General features: G+C 34.1%; 25 protein-coding genes. 16 read left to right on the top strand and 9 right to left on the bottom strand.

What is annotated here, in order from left to right; genetic code table 11:
- Positions 1 to 39: 39 nt before the first annotated feature.
- Genes AST99_RS14755 through AST99_RS14765 form a run of 3 tightly spaced genes read right to left on the bottom strand, consistent with a single transcriptional unit; the run spans position 40 to position 3,508 of the window.
- Positions 40 to 795 (bottom strand): succinate dehydrogenase/fumarate reductase iron-sulfur subunit, encoded by a 756-nt coding sequence (locus AST99_RS14755; protein ID WP_057782986.1) that lies wholly within the window; start codon positions 793 to 795, stop codon positions 40 to 42.
- 10 nt (positions 796 to 805) lie between these two features.
- Positions 806 to 2,818 (bottom strand): fumarate reductase/succinate dehydrogenase flavoprotein subunit, encoded by a 2,013-nt coding sequence (locus AST99_RS14760; RefSeq protein ID WP_057782988.1) that lies wholly within the window; start codon positions 2,816 to 2,818, stop codon positions 806 to 808.
- A gap of 12 nt (positions 2,819 to 2,830) precedes the next feature.
- Positions 2,831 to 3,508, bottom strand: coding sequence for a succinate dehydrogenase cytochrome b subunit (locus AST99_RS14765; protein WP_057782990.1), 678 nt, complete (start codon positions 3,506 to 3,508; stop codon positions 2,831 to 2,833).
- A 375-nt stretch (positions 3,509 to 3,883) separates the two neighbouring features.
- Between AST99_RS14765 and AST99_RS14770 the strand changes: the two genes are divergently transcribed.
- Together AST99_RS14770 and AST99_RS14775 are read left to right on the top strand one after the other, a co-directional pair.
- Positions 3,884 to 5,176: an aminopeptidase P family protein gene (locus tag AST99_RS14770; RefSeq protein WP_057782992.1), complete on the top strand. Its 1,293-nt coding sequence runs from the start codon at positions 3,884 to 3,886 to the stop codon at positions 5,174 to 5,176.
- 98 nt (positions 5,177 to 5,274) lie between these two features.
- On the top strand, positions 5,275 to 5,841 hold the full coding sequence (locus AST99_RS14775) for a hypothetical protein (RefSeq protein WP_057782994.1): 567 nt from the start codon (positions 5,275 to 5,277) through the stop codon (positions 5,839 to 5,841).
- Positions 5,842 to 5,970: 129 nt separating this feature from the next.
- Here the strand turns inward: AST99_RS14775 and AST99_RS14780 are convergent, their stop codons facing one another.
- Both AST99_RS14780 and AST99_RS14785 read right to left on the bottom strand, forming a co-directional pair.
- On the bottom strand, positions 5,971 to 6,417 hold the full coding sequence (locus AST99_RS14780; RefSeq protein ID WP_057782996.1) for a GNAT family N-acetyltransferase: 447 nt from the start codon (positions 6,415 to 6,417) through the stop codon (positions 5,971 to 5,973).
- 22 nt (positions 6,418 to 6,439) lie between these two features.
- A complete protein-coding gene (locus AST99_RS14785; protein ID WP_057782998.1) occupies positions 6,440 to 7,762 on the bottom strand; it encodes an aspartate kinase in 1,323 nt (440 codons plus the stop codon).
- 102 nt (positions 7,763 to 7,864) lie between these two features.
- On the opposite strand from AST99_RS14785, the gene AST99_RS14790 reads away from it, so the two are divergent.
- Positions 7,865 to 8,521: a hypothetical protein gene (locus AST99_RS14790; RefSeq protein WP_057783000.1), complete on the top strand. Its 657-nt coding sequence runs from the start codon at positions 7,865 to 7,867 to the stop codon at positions 8,519 to 8,521.
- Positions 8,522 to 8,627: 106 nt separating this feature from the next.
- Here AST99_RS14790 and AST99_RS14795 read toward each other — a convergent pair whose 3' ends face one another.
- Entirely contained in the window at positions 8,628 to 10,325 is a 1,698-nt protein-coding gene (locus tag AST99_RS14795) for an FAD-dependent oxidoreductase (protein WP_057783002.1), read from the bottom strand.
- Positions 10,326 to 10,504: 179 nt separating this feature from the next.
- Here AST99_RS14795 and AST99_RS14800 point away from each other — a divergent pair, with 179 nt between their 5' ends.
- Together AST99_RS14800 and AST99_RS18485 are read left to right on the top strand one after the other, a co-directional pair.
- Positions 10,505 to 11,278 (top strand): alpha/beta fold hydrolase, encoded by a 774-nt coding sequence (locus tag AST99_RS14800; RefSeq protein ID WP_057783004.1) that lies wholly within the window; start codon positions 10,505 to 10,507, stop codon positions 11,276 to 11,278.
- Positions 11,279 to 11,341: 63 nt separating this feature from the next.
- Positions 11,342 to 11,611: a hypothetical protein gene (locus AST99_RS18485; RefSeq protein WP_083495702.1), complete on the top strand. Its 270-nt coding sequence runs from the start codon at positions 11,342 to 11,344 to the stop codon at positions 11,609 to 11,611.
- 3 nt (positions 11,612 to 11,614) lie between these two features.
- Here AST99_RS18485 and thiL read toward each other — a convergent pair whose 3' ends face one another.
- Positions 11,615 to 12,679, bottom strand: coding sequence for a thiamine-phosphate kinase (gene thiL, locus AST99_RS14805; protein ID WP_057783006.1), 1,065 nt, complete (start codon positions 12,677 to 12,679; stop codon positions 11,615 to 11,617).
- A 592-nt stretch (positions 12,680 to 13,271) separates the two neighbouring features.
- Between thiL and AST99_RS14810 the strand changes: the two genes are divergently transcribed.
- The 11 genes from AST99_RS14810 to AST99_RS14860 all read left to right on the top strand — a co-directional run bounded on the left by AST99_RS14810 (position 13,272) and on the right by AST99_RS14860 (position 21,778).
- Positions 13,272 to 13,601, top strand: coding sequence for a HesB/IscA family protein (locus AST99_RS14810; RefSeq protein ID WP_057783008.1), 330 nt, complete (start codon positions 13,272 to 13,274; stop codon positions 13,599 to 13,601).
- 77 nt (positions 13,602 to 13,678) lie between these two features.
- Positions 13,679 to 15,127 (top strand): Fe-S cluster assembly protein SufB, encoded by a 1,449-nt coding sequence (gene sufB, locus AST99_RS14815; RefSeq protein WP_057783010.1) that lies wholly within the window; start codon positions 13,679 to 13,681, stop codon positions 15,125 to 15,127.
- Between the two features lie 19 nt (positions 15,128 to 15,146).
- Entirely contained in the window at positions 15,147 to 15,530 is a 384-nt protein-coding gene (locus AST99_RS14820) for a hypothetical protein (protein WP_057783012.1), read from the top strand.
- A gap of 26 nt (positions 15,531 to 15,556) precedes the next feature.
- Entirely contained in the window at positions 15,557 to 16,309 is a 753-nt protein-coding gene (sufC, locus tag AST99_RS14825) for a Fe-S cluster assembly ATPase SufC (protein WP_057783014.1), read from the top strand.
- A 79-nt stretch (positions 16,310 to 16,388) separates the two neighbouring features.
- Complete coding sequence (gene sufD, locus AST99_RS14830; protein WP_057783090.1) at positions 16,389 to 17,702, top strand: Fe-S cluster assembly protein SufD; 1,314 nt, start codon at positions 16,389 to 16,391, stop codon at positions 17,700 to 17,702.
- Positions 17,703 to 17,799: 97 nt separating this feature from the next.
- A complete protein-coding gene (locus AST99_RS14835; protein WP_057783016.1) occupies positions 17,800 to 19,014 on the top strand; it encodes an aminotransferase class V-fold PLP-dependent enzyme in 1,215 nt (404 codons plus the stop codon).
- A 48-nt stretch (positions 19,015 to 19,062) separates the two neighbouring features.
- A complete protein-coding gene (locus tag AST99_RS14840) occupies positions 19,063 to 19,500 on the top strand; it encodes a hypothetical protein (RefSeq protein WP_057783017.1) in 438 nt (145 codons plus the stop codon).
- A gap of 36 nt (positions 19,501 to 19,536) precedes the next feature.
- On the top strand, positions 19,537 to 19,959 hold the full coding sequence (locus tag AST99_RS14845) for a SufE family protein (RefSeq protein ID WP_057783019.1): 423 nt from the start codon (positions 19,537 to 19,539) through the stop codon (positions 19,957 to 19,959).
- The gene (locus AST99_RS14850; RefSeq protein ID WP_057783022.1) at positions 19,960 to 20,283 is read left to right on the top strand and encodes an iron-sulfur cluster assembly protein; all 324 of its coding nucleotides are present in this window, start codon (positions 19,960 to 19,962) and stop codon (positions 20,281 to 20,283) included.
- Between the two features lie 3 nt (positions 20,284 to 20,286).
- Positions 20,287 to 20,793, top strand: coding sequence for a DUF2480 family protein (locus AST99_RS14855; protein ID WP_057783024.1), 507 nt, complete (start codon positions 20,287 to 20,289; stop codon positions 20,791 to 20,793).
- Between the two features lie 67 nt (positions 20,794 to 20,860).
- Positions 20,861 to 21,778 (top strand): DUF3078 domain-containing protein, encoded by a 918-nt coding sequence (locus AST99_RS14860; protein ID WP_057783025.1) that lies wholly within the window; start codon positions 20,861 to 20,863, stop codon positions 21,776 to 21,778.
- Between the two features lie 63 nt (positions 21,779 to 21,841).
- Here AST99_RS14860 and AST99_RS14865 read toward each other — a convergent pair whose 3' ends face one another.
- Together AST99_RS14865 and hflX are read right to left on the bottom strand one after the other, a co-directional pair.
- Positions 21,842 to 24,148, bottom strand: a complete 2,307-nt coding sequence (locus tag AST99_RS14865; RefSeq protein WP_057783027.1) for an FdhF/YdeP family oxidoreductase — start codon at positions 24,146 to 24,148, stop codon at positions 21,842 to 21,844.
- 115 nt (positions 24,149 to 24,263) lie between these two features.
- Positions 24,264 to 25,490, bottom strand: a complete 1,227-nt coding sequence (gene hflX / locus AST99_RS14870) for a GTPase HflX (protein WP_057783029.1) — start codon at positions 25,488 to 25,490, stop codon at positions 24,264 to 24,266.
- Between the last annotated feature and the right edge of the window lie 82 nt (positions 25,491 to 25,572).

Below are 25,572 nucleotides of genomic sequence, written 5' to 3' on the forward strand. Positions count from 1 at the left end.
CTTGGGATTCTTAATATTATAACAATTAAAAGGTTTAGATTACCCCTTTACGTTTGCTTTCATGAATTCTCTGTTCATACGTGCAATGTTATCTAAAGAAATGCCTTTAGGACATTCTACCTCGCATGCTCCAGTATTTGTACAGTTTCCAAAACCTTCAAGATCCATTTGCGCAACCATGTTTTTAACACGTTCTGTTGCTTCAACCTGACCTTGTGGCAATAAGGCGTACTGAGATACTTTTGCACCTACGAATAGCATTGCTGAAGAGTTTTTACAACTCGCAACACAAGCACCGCAACCAATACATGCTGCAGCATCCATAGCTTCATCTGCTGCAATCTTAGAAATTGGTAGTGAGTTCGCATCTTGCGTATTTCCAGATGTATTTACAGAGATGTAACCTCCAGCTTGCTGAATACGCTCGAAAGCCATTCTATCTACTACTAAATCCTTTATTACTGGAAATGCTGCTGCTCTCCATGGTTCGATAGTAATGGTATCGCCATCATTAAACATTCTCATGTGTAATTGACAGGTTGTGATGCCACGGTCAGGACCATGAGCTTCACCATTAATATATAAAGAACACATACCACAAATTCCTTCACGACAATCATGATCGAAAGCTACTGGCTCTTCACCAGAGTTTACTAATTGTTCGTTAAGAACATCCATCATTTCTAAGAAAGACATATGTTCTGAGATATCAGTTACTTTATAATCGACCATTTGACCCTTTGAACTCTGGTCTTTTTGTCTCCAAATCTTAAGCGTTAGATTCATATTATCCATAATGTCAATCTTATTTGTATGAACGTTGTTTCAGTTCAATATCTTTAAATTCTAATTCTTCTTTATGTAGAACCGCATCTGCAGGTTCTCCTTTGTATTCCCAAGCTGCAACGTAAGCATAGTTAACATCGTCACGTTTTGCTTCACCTTTTTGCTCTCCATCTAATTCTACAGATTCCTCTCTAAAGTGACCTCCACAAGATTCTTCTCTGTTTAAAGCATCTTTAGCGAACAATTCTCCCAACTCTAAGAAATCTGCAACACGTCCAGCTTTTTCTAATTCAGGGTTCATTTCATTTGCAGTACCAGGAACTTTTACTTCTTTCCAGAACTCTTCACGAATCGCTTTAATTTCGGCCATAGCCTCTGTTAAACCTTTTGCGTTTCTAGACATTCCTACTTTATCCCACATTACTTTTCCAAGACGTTTGTGGAAATAATCTACAGATTTTGTTCCCTTATTGTTAATGAAGAAATCGATACGATCTTTAACTTCTTTTTCAACAGCGTCAAATTCTGGAGTGTCTGTTGGGATTTTCCCTGTTCTAATATCGTGAGATAAATAATCTCCAATAGTATATGGTAATACAAAATAACCATCAGCTAAACCTTGCATTAAAGCAGAAGCACCAAGTCTATTTGCACCGTGATCTGAGAAGTTAGCTTCACCTATACAGTAAAGACCTTCTACAGTCGTCATTAAGTTATAATCAACCCAAACACCACCCATTGTATAGTGTGTTGCTGGATAAATCATCATCGGTGTTTTGTATGGATTCTCATCAACGATTTTCTCATACATTTGGAATAAGTTTCCGTATTTAGCTTCAACAATAGCTTGTCCTAATTCGTATATTTTAGCTGCAGAAGCATCTTTAATACCATGAATTTTAGCTTGCTCTTTTCCGTAACGGTCAATTGCAAATGCGAAATCTAAATATACCGCTTCGCCTGTTGCGTTAACACCGTAACCAGCATCACAACGTTCTTTAGCAGCTCTAGAAGCCACATCTCGAGGCACTAAGTTACCAAAGGCAGGATAACGTCTTTCTAAGTAATAATCTCTATCTGCTTCAGCAATATCTGTAGGTTTTAATTTCCCTTGTTGAATCGCTTTAGCATCTTCTAATTTAGCAGGAACCCAAATACGACCATCGTTACGTAAAGACTCAGACATCAATGTTAATTTAGACTGATAATCTCCCGAACGTGGAATACATGTTGGGTGAATTTGTGTATAACACGGATTTGCGAAATACGCTCCTTTTTTATGAATTTTCCAAGCTGCAGTAGCATTAGAACCCATAGCGTTGGTAGATAAGAAATATACATTTCCGTAACCTCCTGTTGCAATAACAACTGCGTGAGCCGAATGACGTTCTATTTCACCTGTAATTAAATTACGAGCGATAATACCTCTAGCTTTTCCTCCAACTTTTACAACATCTAACATTTCGTGACGATTGAACATTTCAATCTTTCCACGAGCAATCTGACGGTTCATTGCTGAATATGCTCCTAATAATAATTGTTGTCCTGTTTGTCCTTTAGCATAAAATGTTCTTGACACTAATACACCACCAAACGAACGGTTATCTAATAATCCACCGTAATCACGTGCAAAAGGAACTCCTTGAGCCACACACTGGTCGATAATATTACCAGAAACCTCAGCTAAACGGTGTACGTTTGCCTCACGAGAACGGTAATCTCCACCTTTTACGGTATCGTAAAATAATCTGTAATTTGAATCCCCATCTCCTTGATAGTTCTTCGCTGCATTTATTCCTCCTTGTGCTGCAATAGAGTGCGCACGTCTTGGAGAATCTTGATAAGCAAATGCTTTTACGTTATATCCTAATTCTGCTAACGTTGCCGCAGCAGAACCTCCTGCTAAACCTGTACCAACAACAATAATATCTATATTACGTTTGTTCGCTGGGTTTACAAGATCTATATGATTTTTATAATCTGTCCATTTATCTTTAATTGGACCTTCTGGTACTTTTGAATCTAAAGCCATTTGTATTTAAGATTAATGGTTAAAAAAATGATAAAGTGCAATAAAGATAAATCCTAAAGGGATTATTATTGAGTATGCTTTACCTATAGTTTGCAATGTCTTTTTTCTTCCGGCTGTTCCTCCCATAGATTGGAATGCAGATGTAAAACCGTGTAATAAGTGTAATGCTAAAAACACAAAGGCAATAACATAAGCACCCACACGAATAGGACTTGCAAATTTATGAACTAATTCTTCGTAATAACGGTAACCTTCTACACCTTCCATAGTACCAGACCAATCGCCATTAACAAACTTTGTATTAATTTCTGGAAACCAAAAATCGATAAAATGTAAGATGATGAATGCTAAAATAGCAACACCACTCCAAATCATATTTCTACTCATCCAAGTAGAATTTGCTGCACCGTTGTTTTGTGCATACTTTACACCATTTGCTTTTCTGTTTCTAATTTCTAATACAAACCCCATTACAAAGTGAAATACAACTCCAAATATTAAAACCGGCTGCAACGCAAACTGAATTAAAGGATTTGTTCCCATAAAATGGGATACTTCGTTAAAAAGCTCAGGACTAAATACCGATAAAATGTTGATGGCAAAATGCTGAAGCAAGAAAAACATAAGAAAGAAGGCTGAAAGCGCCATAGCGACTTTTCTTCCTATTGATGAATTTAAAAATCCGCTCATTTTTTTATAATTAGTTTTATTCCCAACAAATTTAGCTTAGAATAGTTTTATAGGCAAAAACTCAGACATTTTAATTTATATTTAGAATCATTTTAAAGAAACAAATAATACACTTAAAAACAAGTGTTTACAATTAATTTTAAAAGTATTCAAACGTTGAACCAAAAAGATCTTAATTTGAAACTTCAAGAAACTCAAATTTTAGCACAATTTGATCAAATCCGGATAATCTTTTAAAACGCTTACCCAACACTACTTTTTAATTGTATCATTTTTTCAAAAAAAAGCTTTAACATCTTTTTAAGGATTCTATTTATATCAATACTTTTTATATCCGTAATTTTGGAAAAATTTCTCATTTAAACTTCAATTCAAATGAAATATCACCACATTAATTCAGATTTATTCATACAAAATAGAGCTCATTTTTCTGCTCAAATGAAACCTAGCAGCTTAGCTGTTTTCAACTCAAACGACATCTACCCTATCGGAGCAGATAGCGCATTACCATTTCAACAAGATCGCAATATATTCTATTTAAGCGGCGTAGATCAAGACAGTAGTATTCTTGTTTTATTCCCAAATTGCCCGAACCCAAAACATAGAGAAATTTTATTTTTAACAGAAACAAACGAACATATTGCCGTTTGGGAAGGAGCTAAATTAGATAAAGACGCAGCCTTTAAAACTTCTGGTATTAAAACAGTGTATTGGCTACAAGATTTTGAACGTGTTTTTAAAGAAATCATGACGCAATGTGACACCGTTTACATTAACACAAACGAACATTACAGAGCCAATGTAGAAACAGAGACACGAGAAGACCGATTTAATACTTGGTTAAGAAAAACATATCCTGCACATAGTGTTGCCAAAAGCAATCCTATTTTACAGCGTTTACGATCTGTAAAACACCAAATTGAATTAGACATTATTCAAGAAGCTTGTAACATTACAGAAAAAGGATTCCGTCGCATATTAGATTTTGTAAAGCCAGGCGTTATGGAATACAATATTGAAGCCGAATTTATGCACGAGTTTTTAAACAATCGCTCTAAAGGATTTGCTTACACACCAATTGTGGCCTCTGGAAACAATGCCAATGTATTACACTATATAGAGAACAATCAAGAATGTAAAGCTGGAGATCTAATCTTACTAGATGTTGGTGCAGAATATGCTAATTACTCCTCAGACATGACCAGAACAATTCCTGTTTCTGGAACTTTTACAGATAGACAAAAACAAGTTTACAATGCGGTAAATCGTGTTAAAACAGAAGCTACAAAAATGCTACGTCCAGGAACTATCTGGGCCGATTATCATGTAGAAGTTGGCAAACTAATGACATCAGAATTACTTGGCTTAGGATTATTAGATAAGGCCGACGTACAAAACGAAAATCCAGATTGGCCTGCTTATAAAAAATATTTTATGCACGGAACCTCTCACCATATGGGATTAGACACGCATGATTACGGAATTTTAACAGAGCCTATGAAAGCAAACATGGTGTTTACTGTTGAACCAGGAATTTACATACCTGATGAAAAATTCGGTATCCGTTTAGAAGACGACGTCGTTATCCAAGAGTCTGGAGACCCTTTCAATTTAATGAGAAACATTCCGTTAGAAACCGATGAAATTGAATCACTTATGAATAGTTAATTCAAAATTAAAATATATTTTTATATTAAAAATCAGATCTTTTTTTAGGTCTGATTTTTTTTGTTCCAAAGTGCTTAACCCTTCAAACCCACACCTGTATGAAAAATATTGTTTTAGCAGTTACTCTTTTTTCTGTTTCACACTTTGTACAAGCACAAACAGCAACTGTAGAATCGTCGCTATTTAATATACAAACAGGCTTTTTAGGCATATACATTAACAACGAAGCGCGACTAACTAGTAGTATTATTTTAAGAAGCGAAATTGGATTAGATGCAGGAATATGGGAGAATGATTTTTATGATACATCAGGATTTCTTCTCACTCCAGTTTTAACAGCAGAACCAAGATGGTACTACAATTTGAAGAAACGCGCTAATAAAAACAAACGCATAGACCATAACAGCGGAAATTTTATATCTATAAAAACCAGTTATCACCCAGATTGGTTCACAATTTCTAACCAAAACAACATTAACGTCATTAGCGACCTTACCATAATACCAACTTGGGGTATTCGCAGAAATATTGGTACGCGTTTTAATTACGAAACAGGAATTGGAATTGGTTACGGACGCTACCTTATAAGTACAGACGACTATTATTATGGCGACAGAGATGTAGTCGCTGTAAATTTACATTTGCGTATGGGATATTTATTTTAAACTACTCAAGATCTAAACCAAAGAAAAACGACACCAAAATGGTGCCGTTTAACCCTATTATAATTATTAAGAACATTGATTAAGACCAAAACCTAAAAAAGCATTGGAATAACTTTTAAACTGTAGTATTTAACTGGCATTCCACTCGTAATAATTAGAATCGTTGTTTAACTCAAATCCGGTTTTTGGATATAGATTATTTCCTACTGTATTTGATTTGCTTGTCTCCAAAAACATCCCGCAAGCTTTTGTGTGTATCACTAATTTTTTCGCTTCTTCAATTAAATTAACAGACACACCTAAACCTCTATAATCTGGGTTTACAAACAAATCGTTTAACAACCATAATTTCTCCATTCTCGTAGAAGAAAACAAAGGAAATAACTGAACAAAACCAACAATAGTATCGTTCTCTTTTTCTGCTATAAAAATCTCTGAGTCGTTATTTTGTAGCCTTTCTAAAATAAAGTGTTCTGCTTGTTTTAAATCTGCTTCTTTTTTATAAAAAACGCGATACGCATTAAATAATTCGGCAACAGATTTTACATCTTTTTCAATAGCTTTTCTATAGATCATATTATCTTTTTAAATCGGCGTGTTAAGCTATTGACATTTCAAAAACGTAACGGTGTAATTTTTGTAACGTTTCTAATTTATCACTGGTGTTTATTAATAATGAAATGTTATTATTACTACCTCCATAAGAGATCATTCTTATGTTTATATCTTGTAATATTTGGAATAATTTATGCGTATCTGGATGGTGTACAATATTATTCCCAACCAAACACACAATTGTTCTGTGAGTATCTACACTAACCTTAGAGAACTCCTCTAATTCTGCAACAATATCTTTTAAAAATGTGGCATCATCTATTGTTAAAGACACGGCAATTTCGGACGTTGTAATCATATCTATAGAGGTATGATATTTTTCAAAAATCTCGAATACTTTCTTCAAGAATCCTGATGCCTGAAGCATACGTGCCGATTTAATTTTTATCGCTGTAATGCCGTCTATAGCTGCAATTGCCTTTATACCTTCTCCTTCTGCAGAATCGTCTATTAAAGTTCCATGAGCAGACGGATCCATAGTATTTTTAATACGCACTGGAATTTTTAAATCACGTACAGGCATTACTGTTTGCGGATGTAAAATTTTTGCACCGAAATACGCTAATTCAGCAGCTTCATCAAACGATAAATGAGAAATCGCATCTGTGTCGTGCACATATCTCGGATCGTTATTATGAAAACCATCAATATCTGTCCAAATCTGAACTTCTTCAGCCTCGACTGCAGCTCCTATAATACTTGCAGTAAAATCACTTCCTCCGCGTTCTAAATTAGAAATGTTTCCGTCGGCATCTAAACACACAAAACCTTGCGTAATAAACACCTCTGTTTCTGTATTTTCTTTTAAAATAGTGTTTAAATTTTTCTTGATATAGAAAGCATCTGGTTCTTGCAATCTATCTGTACGCATAAAATCGAAAGCAGAAATTAATGTCGCTTTTAAACCGTCTTGTTGCAAAAAACGACTAAACATAAACGTAGACAATAATTCTCCTTTAGCCACAATTTTATTATATAATAAAGTAGAATGTGGTAATAATGCAAACGCTCTTAATTCGTTAAACACAGCAGTAACATACTCTAAAGATTCATCTACAAACTCTTGCTTAGAAAACAAATCGTTTACAACGTCTATATATTTATCATTCAAAGCTTCAATTAAAGTTAAAGCTTCCTGAGATTTCCCTCCTAAAATAGTGTTAGATATTTCTACTAAAGCATTTGTAGTTCCTGACATCGCAGACAACACCACCACTTTTCTTCCACCTTGCGATACGATACGCTTAACGTTGGCCATGTTTTTAACAGATCCAACAGAAGTTCCTCCAAATTTTAATACTAGCATAATTTCTAAATTTTAAAGTTCAAATATAAATAGAGTTGAATGAATTAAAATAAAAATGAAAAATTTGTTCTAAATTTACACAAAATGTTAAATAATTAACAAATGAGAACCATCGCCTCTTGTGTTGAAGAAATTCTACTCGCCCAACCTTTTTTAGAAGAAGCCATTTCTAGAAACATTGTAAACTATTCAGCTCTTGCCACTGAATTAGTTGAACCCATTTCTGAAATGCTAAGAAAACCTGTAAAATCCGGAGCCATTATGATGGCTTTACGCCGATACTCGCCTCCTAAAGATTTAGGAAATTCGGTACGACTAAAACGCGTATTAAATAGTTTGGGAGATATTACCGTACGCTCCAACCTATCTAATTATACCTACAAAAACTCAACGACTTTGTTTGAGAGCCATGCGAAAGTCATTCAAAAAATAGGCGATAAATCGAATATATTTTATGCATTTACTAGAGGAATTCACGAAAGCAACATTGTAATATCAAGTTCTGAACAAAAACACATTGAAGATTTATTTACTAACGAAAACCAAATCGGACTTCAAAACCATTTATCTGCTATTAGTATTAGTCTGCCGGCAGACAATACTAAAATCGCTGGATTATACTATCAGATATTTAAACGTTTAGCTTGGGAAGGGATTACACTTTACGAAGTGGTTTCGACAACCAACGAATTTACAGTATTGGTAGAAGATCAATTTGTGAACAAAGCGTTTTCAGCCATAAAACGCCTACACAGTTAAAGATTAATCAGATATTAGAAACTTATAATTATTAATAAAAAAAACCGTTGTTCTGAAACATTTCAAAGCAACGGTTTTTTTTATTATTATATACTTCTAAATTATTTCAGACTGATGCATGCTGTATTTGCATGTTTGGAACTTCAATTTTATCACTATACATTTCCCAGACTTTAAAGCCACCTCCAATATTAAAGATATCCGTTACACCGTTATGTCTAAGAATAGACTCCGCTAAATATCCCCGTAAGCCTTTTTGACAAAACACAATCACTTTTTTCTCTTGCGCAAGCACGCTATCAATATTTTGTCTTAAACTATCTAGCGGATAATTAACCGCTCCAGGAATGGTTCCTTTTTCATATTCATTCTCATTTCTAACATCCAATAACACATACTCGTTTTTAAGCGTGTTGTCCATAAAAACATCTAAATCTTCAACCGAAATTTGTTCAGTTTTATTGTTTAAGATATTTTCAACAACGTATCCCGCAACAACTACAGGATCTTTAGCCGGCGAAAAAGGTGGTGCATACGCTAAATCTAATAGCGGTAAATCGGAAACTTTTAACTTGGCATAGATTGCTGTACTCAACACATCAACGCGTTTATCTACTCCATATTCACCAAAAAGCTCTGCGCCTAAAATCTCATCTGTTTTCGGACTATAATACAATTCTATAATTAAATCTTTCGGATTTGGGTAATAACTAGGCGTAGAACCTGCAAGCACTAAAACAGATTTAAAATCTATACCTTTTTTCTTTAAGGCCGAAGCGTTCATACCTGTTCTTGCTAAAGTATAATCAAACACCTTAACTATTGCTGTTTTATAAGCACCTTTAAACGCTATATTTCCATTAACAGCATTCGATCCTGCTGCACGACCTGCCTTATTGGAATGCGTTCCTAATGGGAAATAATCATCTTCGTTAGTTTGTACGTTTTTAATTGAAATATTATCGCCAGCGGCAAACACATCTTTAATAGAGGTTTCCATAAAGGCATTTACTTTTAAAGCGCCATTACCAATTGCTTCTGCTCCTTCATCTAAAAGTAACTGGGTGTTGGGCTTAATTCCAGCACTTAGAACCACAAAGTCGGTTGGAATACGTTTTCCATCGCTTGTAATCACTGCTAAAATTTTACCATCTTTATCGATATCAAATTTAGACACAAAAGTGTTAGACAAGACTTCTATCCCTTTTGAAACAAGAACCGCCTCTCCAAATTTCGCAAACTTTTTCTCCCACATATTTAAAATAAACGGAGCACCTTCTATTAAAGTGACATTTTTCCCGGCTTCTTTTAAATTTTCAGCAACTTCAACACCTATCAATCCTCCTCCAACAACTGTAATGTGTTTTGAATTACTAGTAAGTCCTTCGTTTGTAATCTTATCAAAATCGACCATAGAGCGGCACGTAGACCAACCTTGTGCCAATTTCACATTATCTATTGGTGGCACCACAGAACTTGCTCCTGTCGCAAAAACAAGCGTATCGTATCTGTAACCATCGGTTTCGGTGTAAACAATTTTCTCTTTGGTATTTATTCTTATGATTTCTTCGTTTAAACGGACATCAATATTAAATCGTGTTTTAAGCAACGCTGGTTTTACGACTAATAAATTATCTCTGCTCTCTATAACTCCAGAAAAAACATAAGGCATACCACAAGTCGCATAACTTATATTAGCCCCTTTTTCGAACAAAATAATTTCGGCTTGTTCATTTTCTCTTCTTGCTTTCGCTGCTGCAGATGGTCCTGCAGACAGCCCACCAATTACTATAATTCTTTTCATTGTACCTCTTAGTTTCTACACAAATTTGAACCAAATTCTTTTAATAAAATGTAACGTTAGTCACTCAAGCGATTTCGTAATCCAATAAAAACTAATTATTATGTAAAAGACCACCTACTTTATATTATTAGATGAAAATTAGGCAATGATTACTACCTTTGTTTTAACATTTATTACATATGATTTTACAACATAAAGGTTCTCCTATATATTTTAGCGACCAAGGCAAGGGCACTGCAATTATTCTACTTCATGGCTTTTTAGAAAACAGCAGCATGTGGAAACGGATAGCTCCTGAACTGGCAAAAAAACATCGTGTAATTTGCATTGACTTACTAGGACACGGAGATACAGCATGCATTGGTTACATTCACACCATGGATATGATGGCCGATGCTGTACAAACTGTTTTGAATCATTTAAAAATAAGACGCTATTATATTGTGGGCCACTCTATGGGTGGTTATGTATCATTAGTTTTAGCTGAACGCTTACCCGATAATATTAAAGGCTTGGTACTAATGAATTCGACCGCTAAAACAGATTCTCCAGAACGATTAGATTTACGAAATAGAGCGATTGAAGTTGTAAAACGCAATTACAAATCCATGGTAAAAATGTCTATCGCTAATTTATTTAAACCAGAAAACACTAAAACATTTGCCAAAGATATTGATTGGCTAAAAAGTGAAGCATTAAGAACACCACTACAAGGTTACATTGCCGCACAAGAAGGCATGAAGGTAAGACAAGACTTAGAAGTTTTATTCCATTTTTCTCCTTATAAAAAAATGATTATTTACGGTAATAACGATCCTGTTTTAGATCCAGAAACCATTATTAAGCAAACCCTTAATACAGATGTAGAATTGGTAGCATTACCGGGAGGACACATGAGTTACATAGAAAATGAAAGTGAAACCCTACAAAATTTAACAAATTTCATCGAATAAATATGCTTTTTATCGATTATATGATTTTTTTTTATAAGTTTAATTACTCTAAAAGATTAACTTATGGAAAATCCGACTCAAAAAAAAGGATCACTACCTAAACTGTATTGTAATATTTTTGGTCATAGTTACGAAGTAACCAAACAAGTTACACATCATGTTAAGGAATACAAGTGCAAACACTGTAATCGCGAATTAACAACTTACAGCAACGGCAACTTAGTTGAATTGACTCCCAAATTTAAAGAAATCAATACTATCTTAAACAGAATACATAGCTCAAAACAAGCACGATTAAAAAATCGAACGTATTCTGAGCCATCATTTCACTAATTATTAAGATTCTTGATTAGTCTGATCATTTAAAGCATTCCAACCTTGTGCTTTTAAAGGAATTTTGGTTTCTGCACGAGTAACCAAATGCATTCCGGCATGTTCTTCGGTCATAAAACCAATGACTGTTAAATTAGGATTGGCTTTTATTTTTGGAAAATCGTCTTGAGATATTGTAAACAGCAATTCATAATCCTCCCCTCCGCTTAAAGCGACAGTAGTAGCATCAATATCAAATTCTTCACACGTACTAATTAATTGCGGGTCTAACGGAATTTTGTTTTCGTATAAATCGCAACCCACTTTACTTTGCTTACACAAGTGTATAATTTCTGAAGACAACCCATCACTTATATCAATCATAGACGTGGGTTTAACTTCTAATTCTTTCAGTAATTTAACAATATCTTGACGTGCTTCAGGTTTTAACTGACGCTCTATAATATAAGTATACGGCTCTAAATCTGGCTGGCTATTCGGGTTCACTTTAAACACTTCTTTTTCGCGCTCTAAGACTTGAAGCCCCATATATGCACTACCTATATCTCCAGTAACCACTAACAAATCGTTAGGTTTTGCTCCATTACGTAACACAACATCTTCCTTAGACACGGTTCCTATTGCCGTCACAGAAATTAATAATCCAGTTGTAGACGAGGTGGTGTCTCCGCCAATAACATCTACACCGTATAGCTTAGCAGCAGTTTCAATACCCGCATACAATTCTTCAATAGCTTCTAACGGAAAACGATTAGACATGGCTATAGATACTGTAATCTGGGTTGCATCTGCATTCATAGCAAACACATCAGATAAATTTACAATTACAGCCTTATAACCTAAATGTTTTAACGGCATATAACTCAAATCAAAATGCACACCTTCTACCAATAAATCTGTAGTTACAACCACTTGCTTATCTTTAAACTCCAAGACAGCAGCATCGTCACCAATACCTTTAATTGTAGACTCTTGCTTAATTTCAAAATGCTTAGTTAAATGATCTATAAGTCCAAATTCACCTAATTGACTTAAATCTGTACGTTCTTGATTTTTATCTTCTATCATGCTGCAAAAATAAGAAGCTTATTTATAAATACACCTACATGAACCACTTGATTTTATAATTTATGGCTTTAGAAAAATATTATTACACAACCAGTCTTAAACTCAAACAGAACTTTACATAAAAAGATAAAAGTTATAAACTTATGACAAAAGTCATGTTTTTTATCATCAGATTACCACTTAACCAAATACAACTACAAACATTACACCATAAAACCGTAAGATTTCATCCCTAAATAAAGGAAATTTGAATAAAAAAACACACTATAACAAAATGAATTTAGACTAAAAATTGTTAAGATAAAACCCAATAAAATACTTGCATTCAAAAATTAAAAAAAACATAAAAACCACGTTTACAGAATTTTAAGCATATAAATTTAAAGATAAGCAAGCATACAGCTTGCTCTTTATAATGAATACATAAAAGTTTATTGGTTGTGAAATAAAAGTAAATTTCGTTCTATACACCAATTAAAAATGCAATAACTAAAATCAATCTTAGTATTAGTTAATATAATGTAAGGTTGTATGGTAAAACCCTACTTAAATTGTATATTTGCAATCACTTTAGAATTAATATATTTAATTTATGATAAAAGTATCAGATACAGCCAAAAAGAAAGTCATTGAACTAATGACAGATGATGGTTATGACGCAACTAACGACTATGTACGTGTAGGTGTAAAAAGCGGTGGTTGTTCTGGATTGTCTTACGATTTAAAGTTTGACAAAGAACAACTAGAAGAAGATAAAGTCTTTACAGACAATGGTGTAAAAATTATTGTAGACAAGAAAAGCTTTTTGTACTTAATAGGAACAACTCTAGAATATTCCGGAGGTTTAAACGGTACAGGCTTTGTGTTTAACAACCCTAACGCAAACAGAACTTGCGGTTGCGGAGAAAGTTTTTCACTATAACAAAATAAGTTTTAAAGTTACTAAAAGGCATACGCGTTATGACTTCTAACTTTTACACTTTATAATATTAAACAAACATGAGTAAGTATACAGAGGACGACTTAAGAGAAGAATTAAAAACCAAAGAATACGAATATGGTTTTTATACTGATATTGAATCAGACACTTTTCCTATTGGTCTAAATGAAGACATAGTAAAAGCTATTTCCCTTAAAAAGGAAGAGCCCGTATGGATGACCGAATGGCGACTTGAAGCTTTTCGTGCATGGCAAGAGATGGAAGAACCAGATTGGGCTAATGTGAATTATGCTAAACCAGATTTTCAATCTATTGCATACTATTCTGCACCAAAATCGGTAGACCCTAATAAAACTTTAGACGATGTAGATCCAGACTTACTAGCTATGTATAAAAAGCTAGGAATTTCTGTAGACGAACAGAAGAAGATGAATAACGTGGCTATGGATATTGTTGTAGATTCTGTTTCTGTTGCAACAACATTCAAAAAAACATTGTCTGAGAAAGGAATTATATTTATGTCTATTTCAGAAGCGATCAAAGAACATCCAGAATTAGTAAAGAAATATTTAGGAACAATTGTTCCTCAGAAAGATAATTATTACGCTGCTTTAAACTCAGCTGTATTTAGTGATGGTTCTTTCTGTTACATTCCTAAAGGCGTTCGTTGTCCGATGGAATTGTCTACATATTTCAGAATCAATCAAGGTGGTACAGGTCAGTTTGAACGCACCCTCTTAGTTGCAGACGAAGGAAGTTATGTAAGTTACCTTGAAGGTTGTACTGCGCCTAGTCGTGACGAAAATCAATTACATGCTGCCGTTGTAGAGCTAATTGCTATGGACGATGCAGAAATTAAGTATTCTACAGTACAAAACTGGTTCCCAGGAAATGCTGAAGGGAAGGGTGGTGTTTACAACTTTGTAACCAAACGTGGTTTATGCGAGAAAAATGCTAAAATCTCTTGGACACAAGTAGAAACAGGTAGTGCAGTAACATGGAAATATCCAAGTTGTATTTTAAAAGGAGATAACTCTGTTGGTGAATTTTACTCGATAGCAGTAACAAATAACTACCAACAAGCAGATACGGGTACTAAAATGATCCATTTAGGTAAAAACACTAAATCGACTATTATTAGTAAAGGTATTTCTGCAGGTAAATCTCAGAATTCGTACAGAGGATTAGTTCAAATTGGTTCACGCGCAGACAATGCACGTAACTTCTCGCAATGTGATAGTTTACTAATGGGTAACGCATGTGGTGCACATACATTTCCTTACATTGAAGCTAAAAATAAAACCGCACAGATAGAACACGAAGCTACAACAAGTAAAATTGGTGAAGATCAAATTTTCTATTGTAACCAACGTGGTATCGATACAGAAAAAGCCATTGCTTTAATTGTAAATGGATTTAGTAAAGACGTCTTGAATAAATTACCAATGGAATTTGCTGTCGAGGCTCAAAAACTATTAGAAATTAGTTTAGAAGGATCTGTAGGTTAATACAACACACGTCTTAAATATGAAAAAAACACTTGTTTTACTACTTTGTATTTTACTTTTTGTAAGCTGTAAAAGTGAAAGCAAATCAGCTTCAGAATCAGCGTTAGCAGAACAACATACTGCTCAGCTAATTCAAGGTGATTTTGTGTATTATGCAGATGCTGCGGTGTTACAAACTAAAGACGATATTTATGGCGTTATTATTAATGCCAAAATGCACGAATTAAACACCAAAGTAAATGTGTTTAAAAAAGAAGATACAGATATGGTTCCTGTGCAAATTAAAGGCATCATAACAATAAAACCAGAAGGTGAAGAAGGTTGGCCATTGCAAATTGAAATAACAGATATTATAACTGTTAGTCAGCCCAAAGCACAAGACGAAAACACAATAAAAATTTAGAACATCAATAACTAAGATATAGAGTAATGTTAAAGATTAATAATTTACACGCAAGCGTAGAAGATAAAGCCATCTTAAAAGGTATTAACCTAGAGGTTAAACCTGGAGAAGTTCATGCTATTATGGGACCTAACGGATCTGGTAAAAGTACATTATCATCAGTAATCGCAGGAAAAGAAGAATATGAAGTAACTGATGGTGAGATTTTCTTTGACGAAGAAAATATTGAAGAGTTATCTGCTGAAGAACGCGCACACAAAGGTATATTTCTATCGTTTCAATATCCAGTAGAAATTCCTGGCGTTTCTGTAACTAATTTTATAAAAACTGCAATTAACGAAACTCGTAAAGCTAAAGGTTTACCAGATATGCCAGCTAACGAAATGTTGAAGTTAATTCGTGAAAAATCTGAATTATTAGAAATCGACAGAAAATTTTTATCACGTTCTCTTAACCAAGGATTTTCTGGAGGAGAAAAGAAACGTAACGAAATTTTCCAAATGGCTATGTTAGAACCTAAATTAGCTATTCTTGACGAAACAGATTCTGGTTTAGATATCGATGCACTTCGTATTGTTGCTAGTGGTGTTAACAAATTAAAAAGCAAGGATAATGCTGTTGTTTTAATTACACACTATCAACGTTTATTAGACTATATCGTTCCAGATTTTGTACACGTATTGTACAACGGTCGTATTGTAAAATCGGGTGGTAAAGAATTAGCACACGAATTAGAAGAAAAAGGTTACGATTGGATTAAAGAAGAAGTGAACGCTTAAATAGTAGTGAACTGTATTTAGTAAATAGTTACGGTGTTACACCATAACTTAAATGCAATACACTAACAACACAAGACAAATGGATTTAAAAGAAAAATTAGTGTCTTCGTTTATGGCATTCGAAAATAGAATCGATGTCGATGCCCCAGTGCATGAAATACGAAATGAGGCTATCAAAATATTTGAGACAAACGGATTCCCTACTAAAAAAGACGAAGCTTGGAAATACACATCATTAAATAGTGTTTTAAAAAAAGACTATAGTGTATTCCCTAAACATGAAAATGCGTTAGAATTTAGTGAGGTAAAGTCGTATATGTTGCATGAAATGGACACCTATAAAATTATTTTTATAGATGGAAAATATTCTTCGCATTTATCTCAAACCACACACGACGGATTTGATGTATGCTTAATGTCTAGCGCACTTAACAATCCTAAGTATCGCTTAGTTATTGAAAACTATTTCAATAAAATTGCCGAAAAAGATGGCCTTACGTCATTAAACACGGCTTTCGCTACAGAAGGTGCATATATTCATATCAAGAAAAATAAATTGGTTAATAAACCAATTCAAATTTTACATTTCTCTACAGGTTCTGAAGAAGCCGTAATGCTTCAACCAAGAAACTTAATTGTTGTAGACGAAAATAGTCATGTACAAATTATCGAGCGTCATCAAAGTTTAACAGACAATCCGGTTTTAACCAATTCGGTTACCGAAATTTTCGCAAATAAACGTGCCATTGTAGATTATTACAAACTACAGAACGATAATAAGCATGCATCATTAATAGATAATACATTTGCTAATCAGAAGCAAGAAAGTCATGTATCTGTACATACCTTTTCTTTTGGAGGTAAACTTGTGAGAAATAACTTGCACTTTTATCAAAACGGAGAACGTATAGATTCTACTTTAAATGGAATTACTATTATTGGAGACAAACAACACGTAGATCATAATACGCTAGTACACCATATTGAACCAAATTGTGAAAGTCACCAAGACTATAAGGGTATTTTTGCAGACAATAGTACAGGTGTATTTAACGGACGAGTAGTTGTTAATAAAGAAGCGCAAAAAACAAATGCATTCCAGTCTAACAATAATATTTTATTAAGCGACAAAGCGACTATTAATAGTAAACCACAATTAGAAATTTTTGCAGACGATGTAAAATGTTCTCACGGATGTACTATTGGTCAGTTAGACGAAAGTGCGATGTTCTACATGCGTTCTCGTGGTATTCCAGAAAAAGAAGCTAAAGCCTTATTAATGTACGCTTTTAGTAACAACGTCTTAGAATCTGTTAAAATTCCTGAAATTAAAACACGTATTACTAAAATTATAGCAGAGAAACTAGGTGTAAATCTAGGATTCGATCTTTAAAATTAGAAGCTAATTCCAGCTTTCGGCAGTCGCTTTTTTCTCGCATACTTGAAAAAGAGCTCCAACAACTGCCTCTATCTGGGCTAAAACAAATATTATGTTTAACGTTGAACACATCAGACAAGATTTCCCAATACTTAACAGAGAAGTTAATGGTAAACCTTTAGTGTATTTAGATAATGCAGCAACATCACAAACCCCTAAACAGGTTATCGATGTTATTGTAGATTATTATAGCAACTACAACGCAAACATACATCGTGGTGTACATACTTTAAGCCAAGAAGCTACAGATGCTTACGAGCAGGCAAGAATAAAAATTCAGAAACATGTGAATGCTAAACACACACATGAAATTATTTTTACTTCAGGAACAACTCACGGAATTAATTTAGTTGCTAATGGCTTCTCTAGCCTATTAAAAAAAGAAGACGAGGTTATTGTTTCTGCCCTAGAACATCATAGCAATATTGTGCCTTGGCAAATGTTATGCGAACGTACAGGAGCAACACTAAAAGTTATTCCTATGAATTTGGAAGGCGAGTTAATCATGTCTGAATATGACAAATTGCTTTCTGAAAACACTAAATTGGTTTTTGTTAACCATATTTCGAATGCTTTAGGAACCATTAATCCTATAGAATATATTATTGAAAAAGCGCATGCTGTAGGCGCTGCTGTTTTAGTAGATGGTGCACAATCTTGCCCACATATTAAACCAGATGTGCAAGATTTAGATGTCGACTTCTACGTGACTTCTGCACATAAAATGTGTGGTCCTACAGGAGAAGGTATGCTATACGGGAAAGAAACTTGGTTAAAAAAATTACCGCCATATCAAGGAGGTGGAGAGATGATTGCTGAAGTGACTTTTGATAAAACCACTTACGCAGACCTACCTCATAAATTTGAAGCGGGGACACCTAATATTTGTGGCGGGATTGCTTTTGGAGCTGCCATAGATTATATGAACGCTATAGGCTTTGATGCCATTGCCAAATATGAGCATGAACTTTTAGATTATGCCACGGAAAAACTTCTAGAAATAGAAGGCTTGAAAATTTACGGAACATCTAAACATAAAACCTCTGTAATTTCTTTCAATTTAGAAGGCATTCATCCTTACGATGTGGGTACTATTTTAGACAAATTAGGAATTGCTGTTAGAACAGGTCACCATTGTGCTCAACCTATCATGGATTTCTATAAGATTCCGGGTACTGTAAGAGCTTCATTTGCGTTCTATAATACAAAATCTGAAGTAGACGCTTTAGTTTCAGGTGTTAAAAAAGCTAAAATGATGTTATCTTAAATACTGTTTAACTTCTTTTTTGTAATTTTCTAGTATCAATTTTAAGTTATGAAACACATTACACTAGTATTAAGTATTATTCTATGTACAGCTTGCGGCGTAACTAAAAATAGTGCTGTTACAGCTCAGAACGATGTTTTAATAGAATACACAGCCATTACTAGAGGTTCTTTTCTAGAAATAAAACTACAAGATCAAGTCATTCTTGTTAAAACCGCACAGCAAGGTCCGGATAAGACAAGAACAATCTCTAAGGCAGAATGGGATATTTTAATGGCAGATTTGCATGCTATAGATTTAAATACATTACCCGCTTTAGAAGCACCTTCCATGAAACGTGCACATGACGGAGCTGCAGCTGCCAAGCTAAAAGTGATTGAAGACGACACTGTTTATAGCACAACAGAATTCGATCACAACAACCCGAATGTAAACATTAAACCTTTAGTTGATTATATTTTAGAATTGGCCAAAACCGTAAAATAATATATTACAATAAGTAATTTTGATAAAATTAGAACCGTGACGATACAAGACATACAAAACGATATTATAGACGAATTCTCAATGTTTGAAGATTGGGAAGAACGTTACCAATATATGATTGATTTAGGTAAAACCTTACCATTAATCGAGACAGAATATAAAACAGACGACAACCTGATTAAAGGCTGCCAGAGTAAAGTTTGGGTACATGCAGAAATGAAAGATAATGCAGTTATTTTTACCGCAGATAGCGATGCCATAATCACCAAAGGGATTATAGCGATTTTAATTCGTTCATTTTCAAATCAGCACCCTAAAGATATACTAGATGCCAATACAGATTTTATAGATAAAATTGGTTTAAAAGAACATTTATCACCTACGCGTGCAAATGGTCTAGTTAGTATGATTAAACAATTAAAAATGTATGCCATTGCATACCAAACACAACTTAGTTAAATGAGTGAAGAATTAGATACAGCCGTTTTAGGCGAAAAAATCGTTAAGGTTTTAAAAACCATATTCGATCCGGAAATTCCAGTAGATATATATGAGTTAGGATTAATTTACGATGTATTTGTAAATGAAGATGCGGAAGTTAAAATATTAATGACGTTAACAACTCCTAATTGTCCTGTTGCTGAAACTTTACCTTTAGAGGTTGAAGAAAAAGTAAAGTCTTTAGATATGGTAAAAGATGCAGAAGTAGAAATCACATTCGATCCACCATGGAGTCAAGATTTAATGAGTGAAGAAGCTAAATTAGAATTAGGCATGCTTTAATGTATGGCAGAAGATATTATAAATAGAGTCGCAAATAGTAAACTAAAGGTTTTAGATCTTGAAGACTATTATCCGCCAGGAGCTAGAATTTTAATAGATATTAAAGACTGGCTTCTAGAAGGTTTAGTGCTTCGTGAAACAGATTTTAGAGCTCAAGTTACAGCGCATAATTGGGAGCAATACCAAAATGCATATGTGGCTTTAACATGTAGTACAGACGCCATAGTACCCTCTTGGGCGTATATGTTAATTACATTTGAGCTAGAACCGTATTCTAAAAGAACAATTTTAGGCAACTTAAACCAATTAGAAACTGCAATCTATCAAGATATCATCTCTAATTTAGATCTTTCTGACTATAAAGATGCTCCTGTTATTATAAAAGGGTGTTCAAAAAAACCTGTCCCAGAAAGTGCTTACGTGATGATTTCTAACAAATTACGACCATTTGCCCGATCCATAATGTTTGGAGAAGCATGTTCAAGTGTGCCTTTATACAAAAGAAAATAAGATTTTACTTTCATTTTGAAAATCTAGGTTATAAGTTTGCAACTTAAATTATGAAAATAATAAAATTATGAAAAGAATTTTAACAATTTGCCTTTTATTGGTAGCTACAGTATCTTTTTCTCAAACTAAAGAAGAATTACAGAGTCTAAAAAGTGTTAAACAGGATTCTATAAATGCACTTCAATCTGAAGTAAACGCATTAAAATCACAAATTGATTCTTATCCAGGATGGCATTATGGTGCTTTTGGTACCATTGGTGCTAACTTATCAGAATTCAGTAATTGGTACCCTCAAGAAACACCAAACAATTCTGCAGGAAACATTACAATAACTGTAAATCCTTACGCTAAATTAAACAGAGACACCTTTTTCTGGTACACTAATGCAAACATTAACCTTAGCTGGGTAAAATTTGATGATAAAGATGACGATACCGACGATGATGACTACAGTCAAGCAACAGACGTATTTACTATAACATCACTTTACGGTTATAAATTAAGTGATAAATTAGCTGCTTCTGGTTTAGCAGAGTACAGAACAACTCTTTTAAACAACTTTAACGATCCAGGATACTTAGACTTAGGTGTTGGTATTACGTGGACACCAATTTCAGAATTAGTAGTAGTTGCTCATCCTTTAAACTACAACTTTGTATTTAGTAATGGTGATTCAGAATACGAATCTTCTTTAGGTGCTAAAATTGTAGCAGACTACAATAAAGCTTTTGGAAAGTTAAAAGTAAAATCTAATTTATCTTTATTCCAATCTTACGAAGATTCTAATTATTCAAACTGGACTTGGACAAACGGACTTTCATACACGGTTTGGAAAGGTATCGGACTTGGTTTTGAATTCGGATTAAGAGGAAACAGACAAGAAGCATATAACTATGCTATTTCTGAAGGAACATCAACTACATTAGATGATGTAGATAATGATTTACAATCATACTGGACATTTGGTCTTAGCTACGGTTTCTAATCTTAAAGAAAATATTTATTTCAAAAAAGGGCTTCAATATGATATTGAAGCCCTTTTTATTTTTTATAATGTTATACTTTTCTCCACTGTTACTTTTACAGATTTACTTATTGGCGTATTACTTTTAACAGCAAATTCGTCAATAGGAATTAACGGATTCGTTTCTGGATAATATGCTGCTAAATTTCCTTCAGGAATATTATAAGGAATCACTAAAAATTGAAAGACGCTACGCTCCTGGCCTTTATAATTACTTTTTAAATTAACCACATCGAACTTTTTATAATCGTAACGTTTCATATCTGCCTCGTTCATAAACAAAACACGTCTTTCATTATACACACCGCGATAACGGTCGTTTAAACCATAAATGGTGGTGTTAAATTGATCGTGAGAACGAATACTCATCAATAAAAATTCATCCGCTTTTAAATCGTGTATTGGTAATTCAGTGATTGTAAATTTTGCTTTCTGATTTGGTAGACGACTAAAATCTAAATCCCGAACATTATTAGGCAAATAATAGCCTCTACCTTTCGATTTAGTATTTACATTTTCAAAACCGCGAACAACTTGCCCCATTTTTTCGCGTAGCAAATCATAATCACTACTTAACAATGTCCAGTTAACAGGATGATTACCTTTAAAATAAGCATCAGCAATACCTCCAATAATATCTGGTTCGCTTTTTATATCTTCAGAAATGGGATGTAAAAATCCTTTAGATTGATGCACAACTCCCATACTATTTTCGACTGTAAAATGACGTTGTTTTCCATTGATTACATCTTGATCAGAGCGACCTAATGTTGGTAAGATTAAAGCTGTTTTCCCTACAATGCAATGGCTTCTATTTAGTTTGGTACTAATTTGAACGGTAAGCTCGCAATTTTGAATTGCTTTTGCAGTGTATTCTGTATCTGAAGCCGCAGAAACAAAATTACCACCTAAGGCCATAAACACTTTTGCTTTCTTGTTATACATGGCTTGTATGCCCTTAACCACATCGTAACCCATATCTTCTGGCGGATTAAAACCAAAAGTGGTTTTAACCGCTTCATTAAACGTTTTAGATACATAATGCATAATCCCCACAGTTCTGTCGCCCTGAACATTACTATGGCCACGTACCGGGCAAGTTCCTGCTCCTGGTTTACCTAAACTTCCTTTTAACAATAACAGATTAACACATTCTTTAATATTATCTACGCCATTTTTGTGTTGAGTTAATCCCATAGCCCAACATATTATAATGTTCTTAGACTTGGCTAGCAGTAACACCACCGCATCTACTTCTTTTTCGTCTACTCCACATATATCTAACAATGCTGCTTCCGAATAAGTGTTTAACTCTGATAATACAGCCTCATAACCTTCAGTATATTGTGAAATAAATTGATGGTCGAAAACCATTTGATCTACAGCATCTAAGGTTGCTAATTTTTTCTGAATTAATTTCAATAACGCAACATCCTGATTAATTCGAACCTGTAAATGATGGTCTGCTAATGTGTGCCCGTTTCCAATAATTCCTGAGACTTCTTGCGGATTTTTAAACCGTACTAATCCAGCTTCCGCTAACGGGTTTATACTTACTACATATCCGCCATTTGCTTTACATTTTTCTAAAGCCGATAACATTCTGGGGTGGTTAGTTCCTGGATTTTGTCCGATAACTATAACCACATCGGCTTTATCAAAATCCTCCAGCTTCACAGATCCTTTTCCAATGCCTAAAGTTTCCGAAAGTGCAACACCACTAGATTCGTGACACATATTGGAACAATCTGGCATATTATTAGTTCCAAAAGCTCTAGCAAATAAGCCATATAAAAAAGCGGCTTCATTGCTAGAACGCCCAGAAGTATAGAAAATAGCTTCGTTAGGAGATTGTAATTTGTATAAATGTTCTGCAACCACCTGATAGGCATCTTTCCAGCTTATGGGTTCGTAGTAAACCGATCCTGGTTTTAAAATCATGGGTTGTGTAATACGTCCACTTTTGCCGATTTTATAGTCGGTCCATTTTGAAATATCTTCGACAGAATGTTGTTTAAAAAAATTAGCATCGACCTCTTTATTTGTCGCTTCTTCAGATAAAGCTTTTGCTCCATTCTCGCAATACTCCCCTAGTTTAGACCGTTTTTCGGGATCTGGCCATGCACAACCCGGACAATCGAACCCATCAATCTGATTCATATGCGATAAGGTCTTTAGAGACCTTACAACACCCATTTCCTTAAAAACATGACCCAAAGCTACTTTTACAGCAGTTAATCCAGCTGCATGATCTTCGGCTGCTTTTAATTCTATTCCTGTAAATGCATTGGAACCTTCTGTACTAACATTTCTATGGCGAAGTTTTGACATATTATTTTAGATAATTCTTTTTGTTACGTACAAGTTACAGAAATATATTTTTGAACGGTTAGTTTAACATCACAAAAAAAGGCATAAAAAAATGCGCTAAATAGCGCATTCTTTATTATTCTTCTTCACTCAAATCTAAATCATCGTAATCCGGATATAAGAAATGATTATAAGGGAAACGTGTAACATGAATTTCTCTAACTTCATCGTAAACACGCTTTCTAAAATCTTCTAAATTTTCTTTATTTAATGCAGAAATAAACAAGGCATTATCGCCAAGTTTATTCATCCATGTGCGCTTCCATTCGTCTAACGAATAGTGTGTAGAATTTCTAACTTCTTGCAAGTCGGTTTCATCAAAAGGTTCTGCTTTATACGCATCAATTTTGTTAAAAACCATTATCGTTGGTTTATCTGCACCTTGTATTTCACCTAAAATCTTTTCTACTGAAGCAATATGATCTTCAAAATTAGGATGCGAAATATCTACAACATGTAGTAACAAATCTGCTTCGCGAACTTCATCTAACGTACTTTTAAAAGAATCTACCAATTGCGTTGGTAATTTTCTAATAAATCCAACGGTATCGCTTAATAAAAACGGTAAGTTATGTATCACTACTTTTCTAACCGTAGTATCTAGAGTCGCGAATAATTTGTTTTCTGCAAACACATCACTCTTACTAATAACGTTCATTAACGTCGATTTCCCAACATTGGTATACCCTACTAAAGCCACACGAACCATAGCACCACGGTTTCCGCGTTGTACAGACATTTGCTTGTCTATGGTTTTAATTTTGGCTTTCAATAAAGCGATACGTTCTCTTACAATACGTCTATCTGTTTCTATCTCGGTTTCCCCAGGACCACGCATTCCTATTCCCCCTTTTTGGCGTTCAAGGTGTGTCCACATCCCTCGTAAACGTGGTAATAAATATTCGCATTGGGCTAACTCTACCTGCGTTCTTGCATAACTAGTTTGTGCCCGTTGTGCAAAAATATCTAAGATTAAATTGGTCCGATCTAAGACTTTACAATTTAATATTTTACTTATATTTCGTTCTTGAGCAGAAGACAATTCATCATCAAAAATAGCTGTTCCAATATCATTATCTTCAATAAATTGCTGAACATCGGCCATTTTTCCTGTCCCAATAAATGTTTTAGGATTTGGCACTTCCATTTTCTGAGTAAATCGTTTTACCACTTCACCACCTGCAGTAAAGGTTAAAAACTCAAGTTCATCTAAATACTCTTTAGACTGTTCTTCGTCTTGATCTTTAGTGATAACACCTATTAATACTGCTCGTTCTAAGTTTATATCCTTTTTTTCTAGCATAAATTGATTTAAAGCACAAAGTTACGGAATTGTACGCTGATTAATTTTTATATTTTTAAGATTCCTTTTTACATTTGAAGTC

The organism is Formosa algae (assembly GCF_001439665.1).
Taxonomy (GTDB): domain Bacteria; phylum Bacteroidota; class Bacteroidia; order Flavobacteriales; family Flavobacteriaceae; genus Formosa; species Formosa algae.